The following is a 21677-nucleotide window of genomic DNA, read 5'->3' on the forward strand; positions in this document are numbered from 1 at the left end:
AGACATGGAGAATAGTAAAAAAAATCAAGCAGTGCAAGTGAGCAATAGTTACTGGATTAAAGTCGTAGCCATTTTCTTCGTAGGCTGGATTTTAATGTACGCAACACGAACTATTTTTAATCCAGTGATGGGGGTCATTGGAGAACAATTTGGTCTAAGTAACACACAACTTGGTTTAGCCAATAGCATCTTCTTTCTAACCTATGCTGTTGCACAGATTCCTTTTGGGATGATTGGCGATAAAATTGGGCGGAAATTAGTCATTGCTGTTGGGTTTATCGTTCTTGCTATTTCTACTTATTTTAGTGGATTAGCGACAACCTTTGTTATGTTTTTAGTCATTCGTGCAATTGCTGGTATTGGTCAAGGCGCTTACTATGGCCCGCAATATGCGTTATCGACAGAAGCGATTCCAGCAAGTAAACGGACCATCGGTAATGCCATCATCAATAGTGGGATGGCCTTCGGTACATCAGGTGGGTACTTACTTTCAAGTAAGTTGGTTTTAGAAAATGGTGAACATTGGAGCAAACCATTCTTTATCATGGCGATTCCAACGTTTATCGTAGGAATTCTTTTCTATACAATTTTGAAAGAAAAAGTGATTCGTCCTGGTGAAGAAGCTGCACGAGCAGCTGCTGAAGAAGGACCGCAAGAAAAGATCTCATTAAAAGAAATTTTCTCAAATCGTAATTTATTAGCCGCATTTATTTTATGTTTCACAAGTATTTATGCAAACTTTGTCATTATTACTTGGTTGCCACAATTTTTAATTGCTGAACGTGGCTTTACAGGAGCGAGCGTTGGTTTCATTTCATCACTTGTACCATGGGCCTCTATTCCAGGCGCCTTAATCTTCGCTCGTTTGAATGATAAAACAGGTGCGACGAAAAAATTAGTCTTTACATTAGTACCTTTAGCAATCCTATCTGTCTTTGCGATTGCTTTTGTAACAAATCGGACATTGTTAATTTCTGTTTTAATTCTTTATGGGTTAACAGGGAAATTAGCGTTAGATCCAATTATGGTGACTTTTGTTACCAAACATGCACCAAAAGCGGCCTTAGGAACAACGTTAAGTGCCTATAATTTTATCGGGATGTCAGGGTCAATCCTAGCACCGTATGTCACAGGATATTTAGCAGATACAGCAGGCTCAATGCAAGTTGGCTTCTATCTTTCTTGTGTACTATTAGTTATTGGTTTACTAGCTTTTGCTTTCTTAGCTAAAGATGAAAGTAAACCGAAATTAGGTTAATTATCCCTTCGATAATGACTGAAACAATCAAAATGAGCAAGACAAAATCTTTCATTTCGTAAACAAATTATTTCTTATCCGTCGATACTGAAAAGATTTTGTCTTTGCTTTACTAAAAAGGAGCGAATCAATCAATGAGTTTAAACGTAATTGCCCTAGGTGGGAATGCTATTTTAGATACGGATCCAACAGATGAAGGCCAAAAAGCCGTCGTTAATCACGCGGCCAAATATATTGCAGAATTTGTTGCCAAAGGGGAACAAGTCATTGTCTGTCACGGAAACGGACCACAAGTAGGGAATTTGCTTTTACAACAAAAAGCAGGCGAAAGTGAAAAAAATCCAGCGTTGAAATTGGATACTTGTGTTGCGATGACACAAGGAAGCATCGGTTACTGGTTACAAAATGCTTTAACTAATGAGTTTGAAAAACGTAACATTGCTAAACCAGTTATCTCTGTAGTTACGCAAGTACGTGTGGTCAAAGAAGATCCTTCGTTTAAAAAACCATCCAAACCAATTGGTCCATTCTATACAAAAGAAGAAGCTGACGCAGAAGCAGCCAAAGATGGCTCTACGTATGTGGAAGATGCTGGCCGTGGCTACCGAAAAGTTGTTCCATCACCAATGCCTAAAGAAATTGTTGAAAAAGAGGCGGTTCGTGCTTTAGTAGAGGCGGACGTTTTAACTATCTGTTCTGGTGGCGGGGGCATTCCGGTCGTAGCAGAAGACGGACAATACGTAGGCGTGGAAGCGGTTAACGACAAAGATTTCTCTGCACGTGTTTTAGCTGAAAACGTTGATGCAGACCGTTTGATTATTTTGACAGGCGTTGATAACATCTACATTAATTACAATCAACCAGATCAAAAAGCATTAGAACAAATCAGTGTAGCCGAAGCAGAAGAATACATTAAAGAAGGTCACTTTGCTGCTGGTAGTATGCTACCAAAAATCGAAGCTGCCTTAGACTTCGTAAAAGGTGATGACAAACGGAAAGCAATCATTACTTCTATCGAAAACTTAGAAAACATCGATAAAGAAGCAGGAACTGTGATCAGTCAAAAGGGGTAGTTTACCATGAAAAAACCGTCCATGATCACCCAAATTGCAATTGCTGTTGTCGTAGGAATCCTCGTAGGACTCTTGATTCCTGCTAGCGGCAATTACTTGAAAATAGTTGGAGATGTCTTTTTGCGACTGATGCAAATGGCTATTCCTATCTTGATCTTAGGGCAAATTGTCCAAGCAGTTGGCAGTATTAATCCAAAAGAATTAACGAGCCTTGGGGGTAGAACAATCGCTGTTTTCGGGATTTCCTCCTTAGCTGCTGCTTTATGGGGCGTCCTAATGGCAGTCATTTTTAATCCAGGATATGGTGTTAAAATGACTGGCTTCCAAGATGCTTCTATTAAAGCGCAAGAAATCTCAATTACTGATACGATTTTAAATTTCGTTCCGAAAAATATTTTTGATTCACTGACTCAAGGATCGATTATTCAAATTATTGTCTTTGCATTATTTTTTGGTTTAGCACTGAATAAATACTTACAAAGCCATCCAGAGACGCAACTCTTCCAAATAATTGTGGACTTTAATGAAGTTATCATTACAGTCATTCGATACGTTATGTATCTAGCACCTCTGGGGATTTTTGCTTTAATTGCTTCAACAATTAGTCACTTAGGCCTTCAAATTATTTTACCGTTAGTGAAGTATCTATTGGTCTATGGATTAGGAACTATTTTATTTTTGGGCATCTGGATTTTGGTTATCACATTGTACTGTAAAGTAAGTCCACTACGTTTAATTACAAACATGAAAAATATGTCTGTGATGGCCTTGGCGACAACTTCTTCAGCAATTACTTTACCAGTAGCTTTGGAAGAAACAGAAGCAAAATTAGGTTTAAGTAAGCGAATTACTAACTTAGTGTTGCCGTTAGGTATGTCATTAAACAGTAACGGTTCAGCGATGCATATGGCTTTTACTGTAATGACTATCGCTCAGATGTATCAGCTAGAGTTTGATATTACGAAAATGATTTACTTAGCAATTACAGCAACGTTTGTCTCACTAGCAAACGCAGTTGTTCCCGGTGCGGGCTTAGTCTCACTGGCAGTGATTGTTCCGCAAATGGGTTTACCCATTGAGAGTATTGCAATTTTTGCAGGCGTCGAATGGTTTGTTGGCATGTTACGAACAATTTTAAATGTCAATTCAGATGTTTACTCTGCTATTCTAGTTGCAAAATCAGTGGATGAAATTGACTATACTGTCTTTAACAGTAGCAATAAGTAGTGAAAAAAGGGGAGGAAATGCAAGGACGAAGAAGAAAATCACTTGTTTTCTTTCCCTTTTTTAAGATTAATGATAAAGGAGCAAGCGCAATGGGAGAAATGGTTGTCGTTACACCGGAAAAATTAGAAAAGCTGATGAAGCAAAAATTAGAAGCTGCTGGTTTACATTCTGAACATGCCGAAGAAGTTGCTCGACATTTAACTTTTGCAGATGCTAGCGGTATTCATTCACACGGGGCGGTTCGTATGGATTATTATGCGGAACGGATTGCAAAAGGCGGGATCACGATTGACCCCGAATTATCATTTGAAAAAACTGGACCGTCCACTGCCATTTTTCATGGCGATAATGGCGTGGGTCAATTTGTTTGTAACGAAGCATTAGCTGCTGCAGTTGATCTAGCCAAAGAATCAGGGTTAGCGTATGTTGGCGTTTCTCAAACGAGTCATAGCGGGACGTTATCGTATTATGTTAAAAAAGCAGCGGAACAAGGCATGGTTGCTCTTTCGATGTGTCAATCTGATCCAATGGTGGTACCGTTTGGTGGTACAAGCAATTATTTTGGAACAAATCCAATCGCTTTTGCAGCACCTAGAGCAGGTCATGAACCAGTCGTGTTTGATATGGCTACGACAGTACAGGCTTGGGGGAAAATTTTAGATGCACGTTCAAGAGATGTTGAAATTCCCGACACATGGGCAGTAGACGAAAAAGGCCAGCCAACGACTGATCCTTATGAAGTACGAGGTTTATTGCCGATTTCAGGACCAAAAGGATATGGACTAATGATGATGGTCGATGTCTTAGCTGGTTCGTTGTTAGGCTTACCTTTTGGCAAACATGTCAGCTCCATGTATGCGGATTTAACGGAGAAACGGAATCTGGGTCAGATGTTTTTAGTCATTGATCCAAGCCGCTTTACAGATTCTGAACGATTTAAAGAAAATATTAATCAAATGGTGGAAGAACTTCATAGTGTGCCTACAGCAGAAGGGTTTCAACAAGTTTACTATCCAGGAGAAATTGGTCAGCTAAACTATCAAAAAGCCATGTCAGAAGGCATTGAAATTCCACAAAGTATTTATGATTATTTAGTTAGTGAGATTGTACATTACGATAAATATGGCGGGCAAGGTGCCTTTGCCAAATAATGAGGAGCGCAGAGAGTATTCGCTACTGCGTTGCTCTCGCCTTCTTTCTATTGGAGGAAAGTAAAATGAAAAAATCGTCAAAAGTAGCACTTATTTTTGCATTCTTAGTTAGTATTTTTGTGCCAGTTGCGGCCTTTGCTGATGAGATTGGGGATGTAGTTGCCCCGACAGGAATCATGGCATTAGTTGTGATTATTCCATTGATTGTTGTTTTGGTTCTATTGTTTATGAAAGTCGATATGATTATCGCTGGTTTAATTGGTGGCGTCTTAGCGATGCTGATTGGTGGCATTGGACTAGAAGAAGCAAATAAACAGATGTTGGAAGCTATCCCAATGATGTTAGGAATTACCGTTCCCATCATTAATTCAGCTGTTGCGATGGCGGTCTTTAAAGCAGGTAGTTATTCAGCTGCATTAACTTTAGCCAAACGAGGCACAAAAGGAAAAGTCGAGTATGTTTCAGCTTTTATTGTTATCTTATTAGCCGCAGCCACATATATGTCAGGAATTGGTGGCGGAAGTGCGATGGTTATTGCGCCATTGGCCTTTGCTGCAGTTGGCGTTGTTCCTGAATTAATTGCAGCAATGTCTTTAGCTGCTGCGGTATCATTTACAACATCACCCGCTTCATTAGAATCAAGTATTGTTTCAAAATTAGGCGATATCAGTGTCGGTTCATATGTTTCAACCATGCGACCTTACTGGTTATTCTTCGTAGCATTAGCGATTGTGTTAGCCTTTTGGGGAACGAAACATAGAAATGTTGGCTTTAAAGAGTCGGCAGATGATGAATTTGATAAAAAGAGCAATGGTGAATTATTTAAAATTACCTTGCCAGCCATTTTCTTATTGTTTGCTGTAATTTTTGGACCAATTGTGAATGATTTAATTGGTTTTGCCTTCTTTACGCCACTTGTATACATGATTTTAACATTAGTTTTAATTTTCTTATGTACAGATTTCTCAATGAACAAATCTGTCGAAGCGATGGTAGATGGGTCTACATATATTTTGACTCGTTTATTCCAAGTAGGGATTTTCTTAGCCTTTATTAATGTTATTGCACAAACAGGAACGTTTGCTGTAATCGCAGGTGTTGCTGAAAATGCACCAGCCTTTATTGTCGTGCCAGTTGCTATTTTAACAGGGATTTTAATTGGGATTCCAGCTGGGGCCTATGTAGGTTCTGTTTTAACTTTAGTGCTACCAGTTGCTGTATCGTTGAACTTCCCGCCGTTAGCATTAGGTTTTGTAGCAATGGGTGTTGGTTTAGGTAGTCAAATGAGTTTCGTTAATATTACTATGCAAGCTTTATCTTCAGGCTTCCAAATTCCAATTTTGGATGTTGTTAAAGGAAACGTGAAATGGTTAAGTATTGCCTCTGTACTATTATTAGTTATCGGTTTAATCTTTGGATAAAAAACAATTTAGGGAGTGGAAAACATGGATTTATTAATTAAACAAGTTCGTCTTCAAGACGGTGAAGCATTACAAGATGTAGCTATTAAAGAAGGTAAAATCATTGAAATCGCCCCAGTTATTACTGGCGATGCCAAAGAAGTCATCGAAGCAGATGGTCGTGTTTTAATCCCAGGTTTTGTAGAAAGCCATTTACATTTGGACAAGGCATTAATCGCTGATCGTAAACCAAATAAATCAGGTACGTTGAAAGAAGCAATTGAAGTAACCGCAGAATTAAAACCAACATTTACCGAAGAAGACATTTACGACCGTGCCAAACGTGCTTTAGAAATGTTAATCGTTCATGGGACCACGGCGTTAAGAACGCATGCAGAATTTGACCCAGCGCAAGGTTTTACTGGCTTCAAAACAATTATGCGTTTGAAAGAAGAATACAAAGAGTTAATTGACATGCAAGTAGTTGCGTTTCCGCAAGAAGGAATTTTTAAAGCCCCTGGAACAGAACAAATGATGTATGAAGCAATGGATATGGGCGCAGACGTTGTCGGCGGTATTCCTTATAATGATGCACCAGCGAAAGAACATATTGATTTAGTGTTTGAAATTGCTAAAAAATATGATAAAGATGTAGATTTACACCAAGATTTTGCCGATGAAGCTGATGATATGAGTATTGAATATTTATGTGAAAAAACCATCGCTGAAGGCTACCAAGGCCGTGTTTCAGTGGGCCACTTAACGGCATTGCATGCCTTACCTGAAGCAGAATTGGCGCCTATTATTGCAAAAATGGCGAAAGCAAATATTAGCGTGATGGCTTTACCAGCAACGGATTTACATTTAGGGGCTCGTGGTGATCAGTACAATGTTCGACGTGCGGTTACGCCAATTCGTAAATTACGCGATGGTGGCGTGAATGTCTGTATTGCTACGAATAATATTCGCAATGCTTTTACACCATATGGCACAGGGGATATTGTTCAAACAGCGATGTTAGCCATTCCTGTTGGGCACCTAGGTGGAGCGGATGACTTAAAAACAGTGCTACCAATGGTAACAACAAGTCCTGCTCGTGCGATGGGACTAGAAGGATACGGTGTCGCAGTTGGGAATAAAGCAGATTTAGTCTTATTAGACACAAAAGTGGTTGAACATGCGATTATTGATATTCCAGAACGGTTATATGTTATTAAAAACGGCCGTGTTACAGTCAAGACAGACAAAAAAGTCGAAATCATTCGTTAAGAAAAAAAACAAAAAGCTCAAAATGTTAGTTGTCAAAACTAACATTTTGAGCTTTTTTTGATAAAGGTAAAGCTAGGAAGGTGAAAATATGATTAATTTATCCTGTTTTAGCTATGATTCTCTATTGAAAAGTTTATTTTCAGTTTATTTTTGGTCGATTTTCCTTGATATATATAGAATCTTCAGGAAATGCTCCTATCTGTTTAAAATTCGGAATTTCAGAAATTATTCTTTTTTGCTAAACTAGTTATAACTGGTTAGTAAAAAGAAGTATTGGACGAATAGCGCTGAAACAAGTGAATGATCCAAAGTATAAAGAAAAATGAAACCGATACCACAAGACAAGACTGTTGCTGAAAATGGTAAGTGATCATTCTGCTAAGTTTAGTGTCTTAATGTTTAGTTAACTAAGAATTGTTGGATTGTTCTTTAGAAAGAAGGGACAATATGAAGCGAAGTAAATGGAAAGAATTGATAGTAACGGGCATCTGCCATATATTAGTATTCCCCATACTAATACAGACAACTGTTTTTGCAGAAACATTACCAAGTACAAAACAAGTAAGAGAAGGAACCAATCATTCATTAACAGCAGAAAAAGCCGAAAGTGAACAACCACAGACAAAGGATAAACTACATGATGAAGAACCACTAGCATTGCCAAAAAGTGAGTTAATCGATAATGAGGCTAATGTTACAAGTCAAACGATTAGAGAAAGAATTGAGACGCCTAACCTAACTTATCGTTATGGATTTATTAATGAAGAGGGGCAGCCAGTAAACGCCAATGAGATCCTTCTACAGTATCATAGTTGGCAAGGCAATTCCCCAAATGGCATAAATGTGTGGGAAGGTGAAAGTCAACCAGTGACAGCATCTACAGTGGCTAATTTAAAAGAAGTGGTAATTCCAAGTGAGAAAGTAGCCGTCTATTCCGACATGTCAACGGTGCTTGCAGCGAGTAATCAAACATTTTTTTTACCAAGATATTATACTTCTTTAAGCTTATACAATAAGAAAGGGGAAATTGATCCCAATTTTCCGCTGCCAACTATTTCCGACGCATCAGGAAACCAATATCCAACAACAATTTCGCAATTTGAATTGGAAAAAATGTCTGCACAACAATATAGTCAGAAAACAGGAGTAACGTTTAACATTAGCGAGAGCCAAAAACTAATCGTTCCTTTGTACAACCAAGTGAAGGTTGATTCATCGAATCAATCTGGGCTATTGAATTACTTTAAATTTTCAGGGCCGGTTTATTATCATGTTACCAATCGCAAAGTGACAGAACATTTTGTGGATACTCAAGGGAAACCAATCCCTCCACCACCGGGGTTTAGACAAGGAAAGCAAACACTTATTGAGCGTGACCCTTACGCCTTTAAACAGAACGGCCTTTTGCCAAGTAGCTATGAAATCGACTCAAAAACATATCAATTTCAAGGATGGTATAAAGGGAAAACGAAACCTGAAAATTTAGAAAAAAGCGTAACGCCCAGTTATGATATTACCTATGACGACAATGATGATTTAACTGTTGTCTATAAGGAGGTACCTCAAAAAAATTATACATTTGAGGATGTCAATGGTGTTGAAATTGCACCACCATCTGATTTTATTCAGGATCACCAACGACCGATAACTACAGATGGCTTTCGCTATTTAGCTGGAAAAAAACTGCCACAACAATACAGCGTTAACGGTAAAACTTATTTATATCAAGGTTGGTATCAAAATAAAACAAAACAAGAGAACTTAGAAAAAACGAAGCGCCCCATAAACTCCCCTGTTTTTAATGAAATGAACGCTATTACAGCAGTGTATAAGGAAATAACTGCAAAAGCTGAAATGCAAATAGAAGGACTAGTCAAAGTCATGCCAAGTGGTTATATACAAATTTGGCAGATTATGCTTACAAATGTGGGAGAAGTACCGTTAAAAAAAATAAACTTAAAGCCAGCAAGTGGTTGGTCACCAGGTCTAGCTCGGCCAATCCAAGTCACGATTCGTGTTGGATCTGAACCAAACAAAATTGTTCCTATTACTGATGAAAATTGGCGAGTTGGCATTGCTTTAAATACGGAAGTGCCTATTGGTCAGACAGCAACTATTATGATGACAACAATTGCTACAGGTGAACCAGATCAAGTGTTACAAGCGGCTGTTGAAATGAATGGAAATTTTTCTGCTGTTCACGCAGCTGATACTGTCAGAATCCAACCTAAAAATCAAGAAATTGTGGCACCAGATGAGGAAGGTTTTATCAGCACACCAACTTTTGATTTTGGTAAAGTCGCCATTTCTAGCAACACGCAGCAACATGGTTTAAAGCAGGCAGCAGATTATTATGAAAATGGTCAGGAAAATCCATATTTACGTTTGAAAAAATCACAACCCAATTGGGCACTAACTGCAGAACTATCCCCCTTTGAAGGAAGAGTGGATCAACTATCATCAATGACAAAGTTATTGTTAGGAACAACCAATGTTTCAGGTTTTATTCAGTACAATCAACCAACGGAAACTAAAGTTGCTCTTGGCAAAACAACCGCTATTCAATTAGTTGCCAACGGTGTAGCTAGCCATATTGTTGCCAATAGTCAGTTTGACGAAAGTGATGTTTATCAATTTGATTTTTCTTTTGATCAAATCAAATTAGAAATTCCAGCAAATCAAGGTAGAAAAGATCAAACTTATCAAGCAATGGTGACTTGGAATTTAGTGACAGGCCCATAAGTCCATAAAAAATAAGTTGAATAGTTTGATCAAAAACATTGCATAGAAATAATAAAAGGCGGCTCAACGAAGCGGCCTTTTTCTTGATTCGTTACCAAAATATAACGAATTTTGTAACAAAAACGTTTAATAAAAAGAAGGAAAAATGATTAATTTTACGAAAAAAAGCATATATCGACAAAAAAGAAGCAAAATTTGAATAAAAAAAGAAAAAATATGAAAAAAAATCGAAGAATTGTTTAACAATTGAAAACACGTGAAAACTAGTCGTGACAAGGTGTAAAAGCCTTACAAAAGGTAAGTTTACCTATTATGGAGAAAGAAGGAGTGATCTGAAATGTTTTTGTAACATTTCTATTGCTTAATTGAAATATGGGTGTGGTAGAATGTTTTTGTCGTAAGAAAAGATTAAGATATTTTAAATAAACTTTAGAAATTAATTCGGAGGAATGACAAGTGAAGAAACGTCTATTTGCATCAGTATTACTATGTTCATTAACGCTATCAGCAATTGCTACCCCAAGCATCGCTTTGGCGGACAATGTTGATAAAAAAATTGAAGAAAAAAATCAAGAAATTTCATCATTAAAAGCAAAACAAGGGGATTTAGCTTCACAAGTATCTTCTTTAGAAGCAGAAGTATCTTCAGTATTTGATGAAAGCATGGCTTTACGTGAACAAAAGCAAACACTAAAAGCAAAATCAGAACAATTACAACAAGAAATTACAAACTTGAATCAACGTATTGAAAAACGTAACGAAGCAATCAAAAATCAAGCACGTGATGTTCAAGTTAATGGACAAAGCACAACAATGCTAGATGCAGTTTTAGATGCGGACTCAGTTGCAGATGCAATCAGCCGTGTTCAAGCTGTTTCAACAATCGTAAGTGCCAACAACGACTTAATGCAACAACAAAAAGAAGACAAACAAGCCGTTGTTGATAAAAAAGCTGAAAACGAGAAAAAAGTGAAACAACTTGAAGCAACAGAAGCTGAATTAGAAACAAAACGTCAAGATTTACTTTCTAAACAATCTGAATTAAACGTAATGAAAGCTTCATTAGCATTAGAACAATCATCAGCTGAAAGTTCTAAAGCTGGCTTAGAAAAACAAAAAGCAGCTGCTGAAGCAGAGCAAGCACGCTTAGCTGCTGAACAAAAAGCTGCAGCTGAAAAAGCTAAACAAGCTGCTGCAAAACCAGCTAAAGCTGAAGTGAAAGCAGAAGCACCAGTTGCCTCTTCATCAACAACAGAAGCACAAGCACCAGCAAGCTCAAGCTCAGCAACTGAATCAAGCACGCAACAAACAACTGAAACAACTACACCAAGTACAGATAATAGTGCAACAGAAAATACTGGCTCTTCTTCATCAGAACAACCAGTACAACCTACAACACCAAGCGATAATGGAAATAATGGTGGCCAAACTGGTGGTGGAACAGTTACACCAACACCAGAACCAACACCAGCACCAGAACCAACACCAGCGCCTTCTGCTGATCCAACAATCAATGCATTGAACGTTCTACGTCAATCATTAGGTTTACGTCCAGTAGTATGGGATGCAGGCTTAGCAGCTTCTGCAACTGCTCGTGCAGCACAAGTTGAAGCAGGTGGTATTCCAAATGATCACTGGTCTCGTGGAGATGAAGTTATCGCAATTATGTGGGCGCCAGGTAACTCAGTAATCATGGCGTGGTACAATGAAACAAACATGGTAACAGCTTCAGGTAGCGGTCACCGTGATTGGGAAATTAACCCAGGTATTACGCGTGTCGGTTTTGGTTACTCAGGTAGCACAATTGTAGGACACTCAGCCTAATCAGCAATGATAAAAATAGACGTAAGCAGCTTCTGAAAAGAAGCTGCTTTTTTCATTACTATTTCATCCGTCTCCGTTGACAAATTTGCTAAACGTGGTATTCTAATTATAATCTAATAATTTCCGTTGAATAGGAAAGTAAGTACAAGACAGCTGGTAGAGAGACTTTGGTTGGTGAAAAAAGTTAGATGTCTGTATCGAAAAATGGCCTAGGAGGAATTTTTGTCGAAACGTAGGCAAAAACGTAATGTCTTTCGTTAACAAGACCGCTGATTATGATTGTCAGTTGAAGGGAAAGAGTCATCTTTCCGAAAAAAGGTGGTACCGCGATAATAATCGCCCTTTTACTAGTTACGGCTAGTAAAAGGGCGTTTTTTTATAAATAAAAATAGGAAAGAGTGAGGCAAATGAGTAGTCAGATTCCTTTTACAGTTGATCATGTGGGAAGTTTTTTACGTCCGGAAACAATTAAGAAAGCACGGAAAAAGGTCCAAGCAGGTGCTTTATCTCAAGCAGAGCTACGTCTTATTGAAGATGAGGAAATCAAAGCATTAGTAGCAAAACAAAAAGCTGGCGGCTTACGGGGAATCACAGATGGTGAATTTCGTCGCGGTTTTTGGCATATTGATTTCTTAGAAGGATTAAATGGTGTGACAGGCTATATCCCAGAAACGGGGTATAACCAAACCTTTCATGGAAAAGCAGCTCCGGCCTATAATATCCGCGTAGTGGATAAAATATCTTTTCCTACGCAACATCCATTTTTAGAGGACTTTTCATTTTTAAAAGAGGTGGTGGAAGTTGGTGATGGCACGGTAGCCAAAGCAACGATCCCTAGTCCGACCATGATTTTACGTCAAGAAATTTTATCTAACGATGGCACCTCGCGCATTCAAACAATTTATCCAGAGATTGGTGCTTTTTATAAGGATTTAGCACAAACATATAAAGACGCAATTGCGGCCTTTTACGAGAGAGGTTGCCGTTATTTGCAATTTGATGATACAAATTGGGCGTTTCTAGCGGATCAGACAAAACAAGAAGAATTACGAGCAAAAGGAATACAGCCAGAGGAAATTGCACAAGTGTGCACCACGATTATTAATGAAGCCTTAGCTGGCAAGCCAGAAGATTTAACTGTAACCACACACATTTGCCGTGGGAACCATGCTTCGTCTTGGTTATTTTCAGGTGGTTATGAACCGATAGCAAAAGAATTATTTGCTACGAATTATGATGGTTTCTTCTTGGAATATGACTCAGATCGTGCAGGGGACTTTTCACCATTAAGACATTGGCAAAATAATGGCAGCAAAGTCGTTTTAGGTTTAGTTACTTCTAAGTTTCCTGAATTAGAAGAGACTGAACAAGTGAAAGCACGAATTGAAGAAGCCCAACAGTTTGTTCCTTTAGAAAACTTAAGTATTAGTCCGCAATGCGGTTTTGCTTCGACGGAAGAAGGAAATCGTTTGACGGAGAAAGAACAATGGCGCAAAGTTCAATTACTTCAAGAAATTGCTAGAGAAGTATGGTAAAAAAACTGGGACATAAGTCTAAACGGCTTATGTCCCAGTTTTTTCATTGTATTATTTTAAATATTGATCTTTAGTAAAATTCGTGTGTTCATACTCGCCGTTGTCACCATAAAAGCGGTTATAGCGTTGTTTGAATTTGCGGAATAAATAAATGACTGTCACTTTAACTAGGCAATACATTGGAATCCCGAAGATAACGCCCATTAAACCAAACAGTTCGCCCATAACTAACAAGACAAGTAAAATAGTAATCGGATGGACTTTTAATTTATCGCCCATCACACGAGGAATAACAAAATCACCATGAATCAATTGGATGGCAAACCAGACGATAACAAATTTAACTACCATAAATGTGGAATCCTGAAAGGCAATAATCAATCCAGGAATAAAGGCAATAAATGGCCCGATATAAGGAATAATACATAAAATACCCGCAGCTAAAGCTAAAATGCTACCAAATTGTAAACCAATTAATAGAAAAGCTGGCCAATACATAATCCCTAAAACCAACGAAGCAATGACTTGACCTTTTAGATAATCGCCAATTTGAATGTTGGCAATTTGGCTATATTCATCAAAATCAGGACGAAAAGCTGGGGGAATGATGCCTTTTACAAAGCGATAAAACTTTTCTTTGTCTTTTAAAAGGAAAAAGGCGATGATAGGTCCTGTAAACAAGGTTAGGAAAGTAGAAGAGACTGCAGAAAAGACGTTTCCCAGACCTTGTGCGCCTGTTTGTAGGTAATCCCCTGCAAAGTCTTTAAAGGAGTTTGCAAGTTTGCCCCAGAGCTGATTAATCGACTCATTAGCAGATTCTAAATCTTTTGCAAAAGGTGTTTTAGCCATAAATTCTTGTACTGTTTGGAGCGTGCTTTTCCAAAAACTTGGGAATTGTTTGATTAATTCTTCCGTTTGGTCTTGGATAATTGGGAAAAGTTGCAGTCCAGCTAACACTAGTAATGCAATAATTAAGACATAGAGAATCGCAATCGCCCAAACACGGGGAATTTTTTTCTCAAGGCGTTTCACCATTGGATTAAGCAAATAAAATAGAATAATACCAAAAAGTACCGGGCCTAAGACGGCACTAAAAATAACAAAAATTGGTTTAAAGATAAATGAAACAGTGTTGAATAAAAAGATAGTTACAGCAATTAGACAAAGGATAGTTAATGTGTAAAGTAAATTTTTCCCACCTAAAAAGCGGATCCACTTGGTACTTTCTTTATCCATAAGTTGCTCCTTTCGTTAAGCTTTATTTCTAAAATGACCAATAATTTCAATGACACCCATGAAAATCAGGATAAATCCAAAGACTTGCATCAAAACTAAGAGACTTTTGAAGGGGTTGAAAACTAAAACAGCTCCAGCGATTAAAACCAGAATACTGTAGATAAGCGCGCCTGTTTGACGAGTATTTAAAGCAAAAGTCAATTGAACGAGGCCGTTTATAACGATACTAATCCCTAATAAAAACGGCAGAATCGAAACAATCACCGGTGCAAAAAATAAAAAGGCTACTGCTAAGACGACAAAGATTAAACCTGTTACGAAACCAAGTCCCCAGCTACCCGTTTGTTTTTTTATTTTGTAGTCATCATAAATATTAATTAACCCTAAAAGCATCAAATAACCAGCAATTAAATAACCGACGAACTGGAAGAAAGCACCGGGATTAAAGACAATGGCACTTCCGATAACGATAAAGACGGCGTCGCGCAATAGGGTATGGCGCCGAAAATTTTCTCTAAAAGTTTGGAACATAAAAATCCTCCTCAATGTTATTGTTTCTTTTATTCTAGCGGAAAAAAGAAAAAAGTGCGAGTGGTAGCTCTAAAAAGTGTTGGAAACTGTGTCTTTAGAAAAAATAACATTAAAAATTAAAAAAGTCTTACAAATGAGCGAAAATTGGCATATAATGGAAAGTGAAATTTTATTTTAAGAAGGAGAGATTTGATGGATTTATTACCTTTATTAGGCGTATTGATCGTCATTGTCGGCTTCGCATTGAAATTTGATGCTATCTTGATTGTGATGGTTGCTTTAATAGTGACGGCTTTTACTGGCGGGCTTGGTTTGACATCGATGCTAGAAACACTAGGAACAACCTTTGTGAATAATCGAGGAATGGCTATCTTTATTATTATTATGTTAGCAACAGGAACTTTAGAAAGAAATGGCTTGAAAGAGTCAGCAGCTACGTTGATTAAACGATTCAAAAAGGTATCTGCTGGTGTGATTATTGACATTTATGGTGTCTTTCGGATTATCTTCGCCGCTTTTAACGTAAGTTTCGGTGGGGTAGCAGGTTTTGTGCGTCCGATTATTTTGCCAATGGCGTTAGGAACAATTGAATCAAAAAATTTACCAATGGTGCCAGAGTATGAAGAAGAACTAAAAGGGATGGCTTCAGCCATGGAAAATATCTGTTGGTTCTTTGGTCAAGTTCTGTTTGTTGGTGGGGCTGGGGCATTGCTTGTTCAATCAACATTGAAAGATTTAGGCTATGAAGTGACATTAGGTAAACTGGCTTTAGTGGAAGTACCAGTCGCCTTAGTTGCCTTAATTTCGGCAAGTATTTACTTTACTTTAAAAGAAAAAAGATTACGTAAAAAATATTATGGACAGGAGGGACTGAAATGAGTTTTTTCACAGATCCAAGTATTGATTTGAGTGCAAAGTTATTGGAAGTCCTTTATATTTTTATGGGGATTATCTTGTTATATACAAGTTTTCGTAGTTTTCGTGATAAAACCAATCAACATGCGTATGGGACTAGTTTATTCTGGGGGATTTTAGGGATCTTAATCGGTTTTGGTCGATTTATCCCACCAGTTGCCTGTGGCGTACTTATTTTTGTGATGACAATTCCGGCAATTCTTCAAAAAGTGACAAAAGGAGAAAGTCGCTTACCTTCGAAAGAATACATGGAAAAAATGTCTCAAAAATTAGGAATGAAGATTTTTATTCCCGCACTAAGTATCGGGGTTTTTGCAATTCTTTTTGCCACATTGACTACTTTAGGAGCTTTAGTCGGTGTCGGTGTTGGTGTCTTTGTAGCGATTTTCATCATGATGTTCTTTTCTAAAAATAATACGCCGAAAGTATTTTTTGATGATGCGGCGGAAATGTTAGAAACAGTCGGTCCTCTTAGTACGTTGCCAATGCTATTAGCTTGTTTAGGTGCTGTTTTTACTAGCGCTGGTGTTGGTGAGATTATTTCAAAAGGTGTTAGTGCCGTAGTACCAGCAGGAAATGTCAATGTAGGGATTATTATTTATGCTGTGGGAATGGTTATTTTTACGGCTATCATGGGCAATGCCTTTGCAGCAATAACCGTGATGACAGTCGGAATTGGTGTGCCGTTTGTCTTTTCTTTAGGTGCAGATCCCGCATTAGTTGGGATGGTTGCCTTAACATGTGGTTTTTGTGGTACACTGTTAACACCGATGGCTGCGAACTTTAATATCGTACCTGTAGCCATGTTGGAAATGAAAGATAAGTACGGCGTCATTAAAAATCAATTGCCGATTGCACTTTTCATGTTAATTTTCCAAATTGTTTATATGATTCTATTCAAATAAGAAAGGATGATCGAAATGAAAGTTATCGTTACTGGCTTTGATCCATTTGGAGGAGAAGCAATCAATCCTGCCTTTGAAGCAGTCAAAAAATTACCTGCTGAAATTGCAGGAGCTGAAATTATTAAAGTTGAGGTGCCAACTGTTTTTGGCACTAGTGGTGAAAAAGTGGCTGAAGCAATTGAAACCCATCAACCAGATATGGTGATTTGTGTTGGACAAGCAGGCGGCCGTCAAACAGTCACTGTTGAAAAAGTGGCAATTAATTTAGCGGAAGCGCGTATCCCGGATAATGCAGGACAACAACCAAGCGATGTGCCGTTGGTTGAAGATGGAGCAACAGCCTATTTTACAAATTTACCGATTAAAGCGATGGTAAAAAATTGTCATGACCATCAATTACCTGCAGCGATTTCTTATACAGCAGGAACCTTTGTATGTAATGATATTATGTATCACTTACTACACTTAATTAACACTAAATATCCAACTATTCGTGGCGGATTTATTCATGTTCCGTTCCTACCAGAACAAACAATTGATAAACCAACGTTTGCTTCTATGTCATTAGAAGCAATCACAGATTCTTTGTTCTATATGATTGAAGCAGCAGTAAAAACGCAAGAAGATATTCAACTACAAGGTGGCACAACCCATTAATTAACAGGCGCTTTCGTGAGAACGGAGGCGCTTTTCTATTTTTACAAAAAGAAAAAGTAATTTTTGTTGGCGTGTGAAAAAATTTTTTATACTATTTTCGTTGACAAGTCGGTTTCTTCTTGGTATATTGAGATTCATAAATTATTAGCCCAGTAGGAAATAGATGTTTTGTTCAGAAAGTCGATGGTTGCTGCGAATCGATCAAGTCTATTTGTGAATTACACTAATAAGTAGTAACAATTACATAATATATAAGCGAGAAGCAAGTAAGCTTCTAATTAAGGTGGTACCGCGGAGAGATTCGTCCTTATTCTTTAAGGATGAATCTCTCTTTTTATGTAGCTTTAGGAGGCGTTTTCAATGAGTTGTGGAGGGGTTATTCGTTATCATAAGATCCTTTAATGTCAGAGTATTCAGAAAAAAGATTAGAGGAGAGTAACGAAATGAAAGAAAAACAGAAAAAGAAGACCGTGAGTGTTCGAGAAGCAAGTATCGTTTTATTAATTATTGTGGCAGCTATTGCAACAGGAGTAATTGGCTTAAAGATATCGCCAAATATTACTATTTTGTTTGTGATTGCATTGATTTTAGGCTACGCAATGTTTCGTAAAGTACCATTTGATCAAATGCATAAAGGGATTGTTGATGGCTTGAAGCCAGGGATTATTCCAATTTTTATTTTCATTTTAGTGGGTGCATTGATTGCCGTTTGGATTCAAGCTGGAATTATTCCAACGATTATGGTTTTTGGTTTTAAAATGATTAGTGTTAAATGGTTTGTGCCGTCAGTTTTTATTGTCTGTGCGATTGTCGGCAGTGCAGTAGGTAGTGCTTTTACAGTGATGTCAACAATTGGAATTGCCTTTTTCGGTATTGGCAGTACCTTAGGGTTAAATCCTGCTTTAGTTGTGGGGGCGATTGTTTCTGGCTCAGTTTTTGGTGATAAAATGTCACCTTTATCAGAATCAACAAACTTAGCCGCAGCGATTGTTGAAGCGGATTTGTTTAAACATATAAAAAACTTGATGTGGTCGACTGTACCAGCATTTATCGTCTCTTTAATCTTGTTTATGATTTTAGGGCAAACGTACGCGAATACTAGTCTGACAGAAGTAGTCCAAGTTATTCAAGTATTGGAAGACCACTTTACCATTTCAATTTGGTCATTGTTACCATTAGCCTTAATGTTAATCTGTGCCTGGCGCAAAATTCCAGCGATTATCACGATTTTGTTGAACATTATTGTGGCAGTAATTATGATTATTATTCAAAATCCGAAAGTATCGTTGCAGGCATTAGGAAACACGTTGGAAAATGGGTTTGTTTCTCAAACGGGGAACGCACAAATTGATCAATTATTAAGTCGTGGCGGGATTATGAGTATGATGCCGACTGTGGCACTTATTATTCTAACGTTGTCTCTAGGTGGCTTATTAATGGAATTAGGATTGATTTCTGCGGTCATGGAAGTTGTTTCGCAGAAAATGAGCAGTACACCGAAATTGATTTTATCAACGTTATTAACAGGAATTGGCGTAAATATTTTTATTGGTGAACAATTCCTATCGGTTATTTTACCAGGGAATGCCTTTAAAGAAGTTTACAAAAAAGAAGGTTTGGATCCGACTGTTTTAGGCAGAACCTTGGAGGATGGTGGGACGGTTATTAACTACCTCATTCCTTGGGGGATTGCAGGTAGCTTCGTAGCGGGGACCTTTGGCGTACCAACGTTGACTTACTTACCATTTGTTTTCTTTAGCTTATTATCGCCTGTCTTCTCAATGGTCAGTGCATTTACTGGTTTAGGAATTAAGCGGTTATCAGCAGAACCTGTTACCGAAAAATAGATTGATTAAAATAGAACAGTTGATGGGGAATACTGTAGTTTCTCCCTGTCAATTGTTCTATTTTTCTTGTAAAAAAGGTTGCATTTTTAGAAAGAAACAGTTATAGTTGACTAGTCAATTGTTGACGAGTCATCTTTTTAAGGAGGAAACTATGTCGTTATCATTACGGGAAGTCAGCCAATTATTATGTCAGTTAAAGGTATTAGATCAAAAAATTACCAAAGTTTTTGAAGAGCAAGTTGGCTTGAGTTTGACTCGTTATGAGTTGCTGATGATTTTAAAAGAACGTCAGCCGTGTCTTCAAACGGAGATTCAAGAACACTTAAAAATCGATAGTGGTGCGGTCACTCGCCATTTGAAAATTTTAGAAGAGAAACAGTATGTGACACGACAGCGAAATCCAGAAAATAATCGGGAAGTGCTAGTGCATTTAACAGAAAAAGCACAACAAGAACTACAGCAATGTACAGCCAAGCAACAAACGGTAACAGAAATTATTCCCAGTACATTTACAAAGGACGACTGTCGCCAATTAAAAGAACTTTTGACAAAACTAGATCAAAGCATTACAACGAAAGAGGTATGATAGAATGACAACATATACAACGAATGATTTTTCAGAGATTGTTTTTGGCCGCAAATCGGTTCGGGTGTACGATGAAACCCATAAAATTTCTCATGAAGAAATGTTAACAATGATTCAAGAAGCGACCACTGCCCCTTCTTCTGTTAACATGCAGCCATGGCGTTTTGTCGTAGTGGAAAGTGAAGCAGGCAAAGAAAAATTAAAACCCTTAATTCGCTTTAATACGCGTCAAAATGAAACATCTTCTGCAATGCTCTTAATTTTTGGTGATCTAAACTGCCATGAACGAGGAGAGGAAATTTACAATCAAGCTTATGCTAGTGGTAAAATGCCTAAGGAAGTGCGGGACCAACAATTAGCAGCCATTATTCCCCATTATGAAAGTTTAAGCAGAGAACAAATGAATGACATCGTAAAAATTGATGCGAGTTTAGCAGCTATGCAATTTATGTTAGTGGCCCGAGCTCACGGATATGAAACAAATCCAATCGGTGGTTTTGAAGCGGAAAAATTAGCCGAAACATTTGGTTTAGATCAAGAGCGCTATGTCCCAGTAATGATTTTATCTGTGGGTAAGGGCATGGAAACTGGTTATGAATCTGTTCGTTTAGCACCAGAAAAAATCACGACATTTGAATAGGCAATAAAAAATGACGGCGTACGCTTGCATCAATCAACGATCTTAAAGAAAGTTGGCTAATGCAACAGCGATGCCGTCATTGTCGTTGGATAAAGTGACTTCCGTTGCGATGCTTTTAAGCTCGTCAACGGCGTTTTCCATAGCAATTCCCGTGCCGGCCCATTCCAACATTGTATAGTCGTTGTGACCATCACCAAAAGCAATTACTTCTTCAGCAGTTATGCCTAACTGTAGGGTTAGTTTTTCTAAAGAACGCGCTTTATCAATATTTTTTGCGGTAAATTCAAAATAGAAAGGAGCGGAAAAAGCAGCGGTGACGGTTTCTTTGAAAGGCGCGTAGATGGCCTCATGATATTTTTGTAAATAGGCGGGTTCACCAGCAATTAAAATTTTGTTCAAGGGAAAGTTTAGTCTGGCGGCTAAATCACGCCACTCACATAATTGAAAGTTGCCACCCCGTGATTCATATTCAATAATATTAAAATCACCAGTCTCTAAATGTAAGGTGTTATGAAAAACATCATTGACATACATAAATGTTTCATCATTAATCATTGGAATTACGTCAAATTGTTTCAAATGCTCTAAAATTTGTTGACTCAATGACTTTGAAATTGTCTGATTAAATAGTTGTTGCTGACTGCCATGATGGGTGACACAAGCGCCGTTATAGGAAAGTAAGTGTCCATTATAATGAGCCATCTCCAATTCATCTGCTAAGGTCCGCATACCGTTAGTCGGGCGGCCAGAAGCCAAAATCAGTGATAGGCCTTGTTTTTGTGCAGCTACTAGTGCTTGTCGCGTTTTTGGTGAAATCTTTTTTTCTGAAGTTAACAAGGTGCCATCAATATCCATTACAATTGCTTTGATTGCCATAATTG

18 protein-coding genes and 2 other annotated features are annotated in these 21677 nt (G+C 37.9%); of the genes, 15 read left to right on the forward strand and 3 right to left on the reverse strand.

What is annotated here, in order from left to right; all coding sequences use genetic code 11:
* Positions 1-4: 4 nt before the first annotated feature.
* From IGK82_RS01440 to IGK82_RS01480, 9 genes are all read left to right on the forward strand, one after another.
* Positions 5-1258, forward strand: a complete 1254-nt coding sequence (locus tag IGK82_RS01440) for an MFS transporter (RefSeq protein WP_002355251.1) — start codon at positions 5-7, stop codon at positions 1256-1258.
* Between the two features lie 134 nt (positions 1259-1392).
* Entirely contained in the window at positions 1393-2331 is a 939-nt protein-coding gene (gene arcC, locus IGK82_RS01445) for a carbamate kinase (RefSeq protein WP_016622049.1), read from the forward strand.
* Between the two features lie 6 nt (positions 2332-2337).
* Entirely contained in the window at positions 2338-3558 is a 1221-nt protein-coding gene (locus tag IGK82_RS01450; protein WP_002358375.1) for a dicarboxylate/amino acid:cation symporter, read from the forward strand.
* The gene (allD, locus tag IGK82_RS01455; RefSeq protein ID WP_016622048.1) at positions 3558-4709 is read left to right on the forward strand and encodes an ureidoglycolate dehydrogenase; all 1152 of its coding nucleotides are present in this window, start codon (positions 3558-3560) and stop codon (positions 4707-4709) included. Before IGK82_RS01450 ends, allD begins: the two co-directional genes overlap by 1 nt.
* Positions 4709-6130, forward strand: coding sequence for a hypothetical protein (locus IGK82_RS01460; RefSeq protein WP_002385370.1), 1422 nt, complete (start codon positions 4709-4711; stop codon positions 6128-6130). The genes allD and IGK82_RS01460 overlap by 1 nt, the downstream gene beginning before the upstream one ends.
* 24 nt (positions 6131-6154) lie before the next feature.
* The gene (locus IGK82_RS01465; protein ID WP_002392493.1) at positions 6155-7378 is read left to right on the forward strand and encodes an amidohydrolase family protein; all 1224 of its coding nucleotides are present in this window, start codon (positions 6155-6157) and stop codon (positions 7376-7378) included.
* Positions 7379-7825: 447 nt separating this feature from the next.
* On the forward strand, positions 7826-10120 hold the full coding sequence (locus IGK82_RS01470) for a WxL domain-containing protein (protein ID WP_010709196.1): 2295 nt from the start codon (positions 7826-7828) through the stop codon (positions 10118-10120).
* Positions 10121-10576: 456 nt separating this feature from the next.
* Positions 10577-11944 carry a PcsB-like coiled-coil domain-containing protein gene (locus IGK82_RS01475; protein ID WP_010709197.1) on the forward strand — a complete coding sequence of 456 codons (1368 nt, stop codon included), beginning with the start codon at positions 10577-10579 and terminating at the stop codon, positions 11942-11944.
* A 117-nt stretch (positions 11945-12061) separates the two neighbouring features.
* Positions 12062-12291: a binding site (T-box leader), on the forward strand.
* A gap of 60 nt (positions 12292-12351) precedes the next feature.
* The gene (locus tag IGK82_RS01480; protein ID WP_002373195.1) at positions 12352-13479 is read left to right on the forward strand and encodes a 5-methyltetrahydropteroyltriglutamate--homocysteine S-methyltransferase; all 1128 of its coding nucleotides are present in this window, start codon (positions 12352-12354) and stop codon (positions 13477-13479) included.
* A gap of 51 nt (positions 13480-13530) precedes the next feature.
* Here the strand turns inward: IGK82_RS01480 and IGK82_RS01485 are convergent, their stop codons facing one another.
* Both IGK82_RS01485 and IGK82_RS01490 read right to left on the reverse strand, forming a co-directional pair.
* Complete coding sequence (locus IGK82_RS01485) at positions 13531-14715, reverse strand: AI-2E family transporter (RefSeq protein WP_430605135.1); 1185 nt, start codon at positions 14713-14715, stop codon at positions 13531-13533.
* Positions 14716-14730: 15 nt separating this feature from the next.
* Complete coding sequence (locus IGK82_RS01490; RefSeq protein WP_002381189.1) at positions 14731-15246, reverse strand: HdeD family acid-resistance protein; 516 nt, start codon at positions 15244-15246, stop codon at positions 14731-14733.
* 192 nt (positions 15247-15438) lie between these two features.
* Between IGK82_RS01490 and IGK82_RS01495 the strand changes: the two genes are divergently transcribed.
* The 6 genes from IGK82_RS01495 (at position 15439) to IGK82_RS01520 (ending at position 20796) form a co-directional block, all read left to right on the forward strand.
* On the forward strand, positions 15439-16125 hold the full coding sequence (locus IGK82_RS01495) for a DUF969 domain-containing protein (protein ID WP_002355265.1): 687 nt from the start codon (positions 15439-15441) through the stop codon (positions 16123-16125).
* Positions 16122-17066, forward strand: coding sequence for a DUF979 domain-containing protein (locus IGK82_RS01500; RefSeq protein ID WP_002355267.1), 945 nt, complete (start codon positions 16122-16124; stop codon positions 17064-17066). The genes IGK82_RS01495 and IGK82_RS01500 overlap by 4 nt, the downstream gene beginning before the upstream one ends.
* A 15-nt stretch (positions 17067-17081) precedes the next feature.
* Complete coding sequence (gene pcp / locus IGK82_RS01505) at positions 17082-17723, forward strand: pyroglutamyl-peptidase I (protein WP_174120409.1); 642 nt, start codon at positions 17082-17084, stop codon at positions 17721-17723.
* A gap of 136 nt (positions 17724-17859) precedes the next feature.
* Positions 17860-18035 (forward strand) — a binding site (T-box leader).
* Between the two features lie 89 nt (positions 18036-18124).
* Complete coding sequence (gene nhaC, locus IGK82_RS01510; protein WP_002383673.1) at positions 18125-19570, forward strand: Na+/H+ antiporter NhaC; 1446 nt, start codon at positions 18125-18127, stop codon at positions 19568-19570.
* Positions 19571-19721: 151 nt separating this feature from the next.
* On the forward strand, positions 19722-20156 hold the full coding sequence (locus tag IGK82_RS01515; RefSeq protein ID WP_002362972.1) for a MarR family winged helix-turn-helix transcriptional regulator: 435 nt from the start codon (positions 19722-19724) through the stop codon (positions 20154-20156).
* 4 nt (positions 20157-20160) lie between these two features.
* Positions 20161-20796 carry a nitroreductase family protein gene (locus IGK82_RS01520; protein WP_002358386.1) on the forward strand — a complete coding sequence of 212 codons (636 nt, stop codon included), beginning with the start codon at positions 20161-20163 and terminating at the stop codon, positions 20794-20796.
* 42 nt (positions 20797-20838) lie between these two features.
* On the opposite strand, the gene IGK82_RS01525 is transcribed toward IGK82_RS01520, so the two are convergent.
* On the reverse strand, positions 20839-21672 hold the full coding sequence (locus IGK82_RS01525; protein ID WP_002364962.1) for a Cof-type HAD-IIB family hydrolase: 834 nt from the start codon (positions 21670-21672) through the stop codon (positions 20839-20841).
* Positions 21673-21677 lie beyond the last annotated feature (5 nt).

Origin of the sequence: Enterococcus sp. AZ197 (genome assembly GCF_050556405.1) — a bacterium.
Classification (GTDB): Bacteria; Bacillota; Bacilli; order Lactobacillales; family Enterococcaceae; genus Enterococcus; species Enterococcus faecalis.

Bases quoted from the DNA above. Each gene is read 5' to 3' on its own strand.
- IGK82_RS01440 (WP_002355251.1), top strand. From the start codon at position 5: ATGGAGAATAGTAAAAAAAATCAAGCAGTGCAAGTGAGCAATAGTTAC.
- arcC (WP_016622049.1), top strand. From the start codon at position 1,393: ATGAGTTTAAACGTAATTGCCCTAGGTGGGAATGCTATTTTAGATACG.
- IGK82_RS01450 (WP_002358375.1), top strand. From the start codon at position 2,338: ATGAAAAAACCGTCCATGATCACCCAAATTGCAATTGCTGTTGTCGTA.
- IGK82_RS01460 (WP_002385370.1), top strand. From the start codon at position 4,709: ATGAGGAGCGCAGAGAGTATTCGCTACTGCGTTGCTCTCGCCTTCTTT.
- IGK82_RS01465 (WP_002392493.1), top strand. From the start codon at position 6,155: ATGGATTTATTAATTAAACAAGTTCGTCTTCAAGACGGTGAAGCATTA.
- IGK82_RS01470 (WP_010709196.1), top strand. From the start codon at position 7,826: ATGAAGCGAAGTAAATGGAAAGAATTGATAGTAACGGGCATCTGCCAT.
- IGK82_RS01480 (WP_002373195.1), top strand. From the start codon at position 12,352: ATGAGTAGTCAGATTCCTTTTACAGTTGATCATGTGGGAAGTTTTTTA.
- IGK82_RS01485 (WP_430605135.1), bottom strand. From the start codon at position 14,715: ATGGATAAAGAAAGTACCAAGTGGATCCGCTTTTTAGGTGGGAAAAAT.
- IGK82_RS01490 (WP_002381189.1), bottom strand. From the start codon at position 15,246: ATGTTCCAAACTTTTAGAGAAAATTTTCGGCGCCATACCCTATTGCGC.
- IGK82_RS01495 (WP_002355265.1), top strand. From the start codon at position 15,439: ATGGATTTATTACCTTTATTAGGCGTATTGATCGTCATTGTCGGCTTC.
- IGK82_RS01500 (WP_002355267.1), top strand. From the start codon at position 16,122: ATGAGTTTTTTCACAGATCCAAGTATTGATTTGAGTGCAAAGTTATTG.
- pcp (WP_174120409.1), top strand. From the start codon at position 17,082: ATGAAAGTTATCGTTACTGGCTTTGATCCATTTGGAGGAGAAGCAATC.
- nhaC (WP_002383673.1), top strand. From the start codon at position 18,125: ATGTCAGAGTATTCAGAAAAAAGATTAGAGGAGAGTAACGAAATGAAA.
- IGK82_RS01515 (WP_002362972.1), top strand. From the start codon at position 19,722: ATGTCGTTATCATTACGGGAAGTCAGCCAATTATTATGTCAGTTAAAG.
- IGK82_RS01520 (WP_002358386.1), top strand. From the start codon at position 20,161: ATGACAACATATACAACGAATGATTTTTCAGAGATTGTTTTTGGCCGC.
- IGK82_RS01525 (WP_002364962.1), bottom strand. From the start codon at position 21,672: ATGGCAATCAAAGCAATTGTAATGGATATTGATGGCACCTTGTTAACT.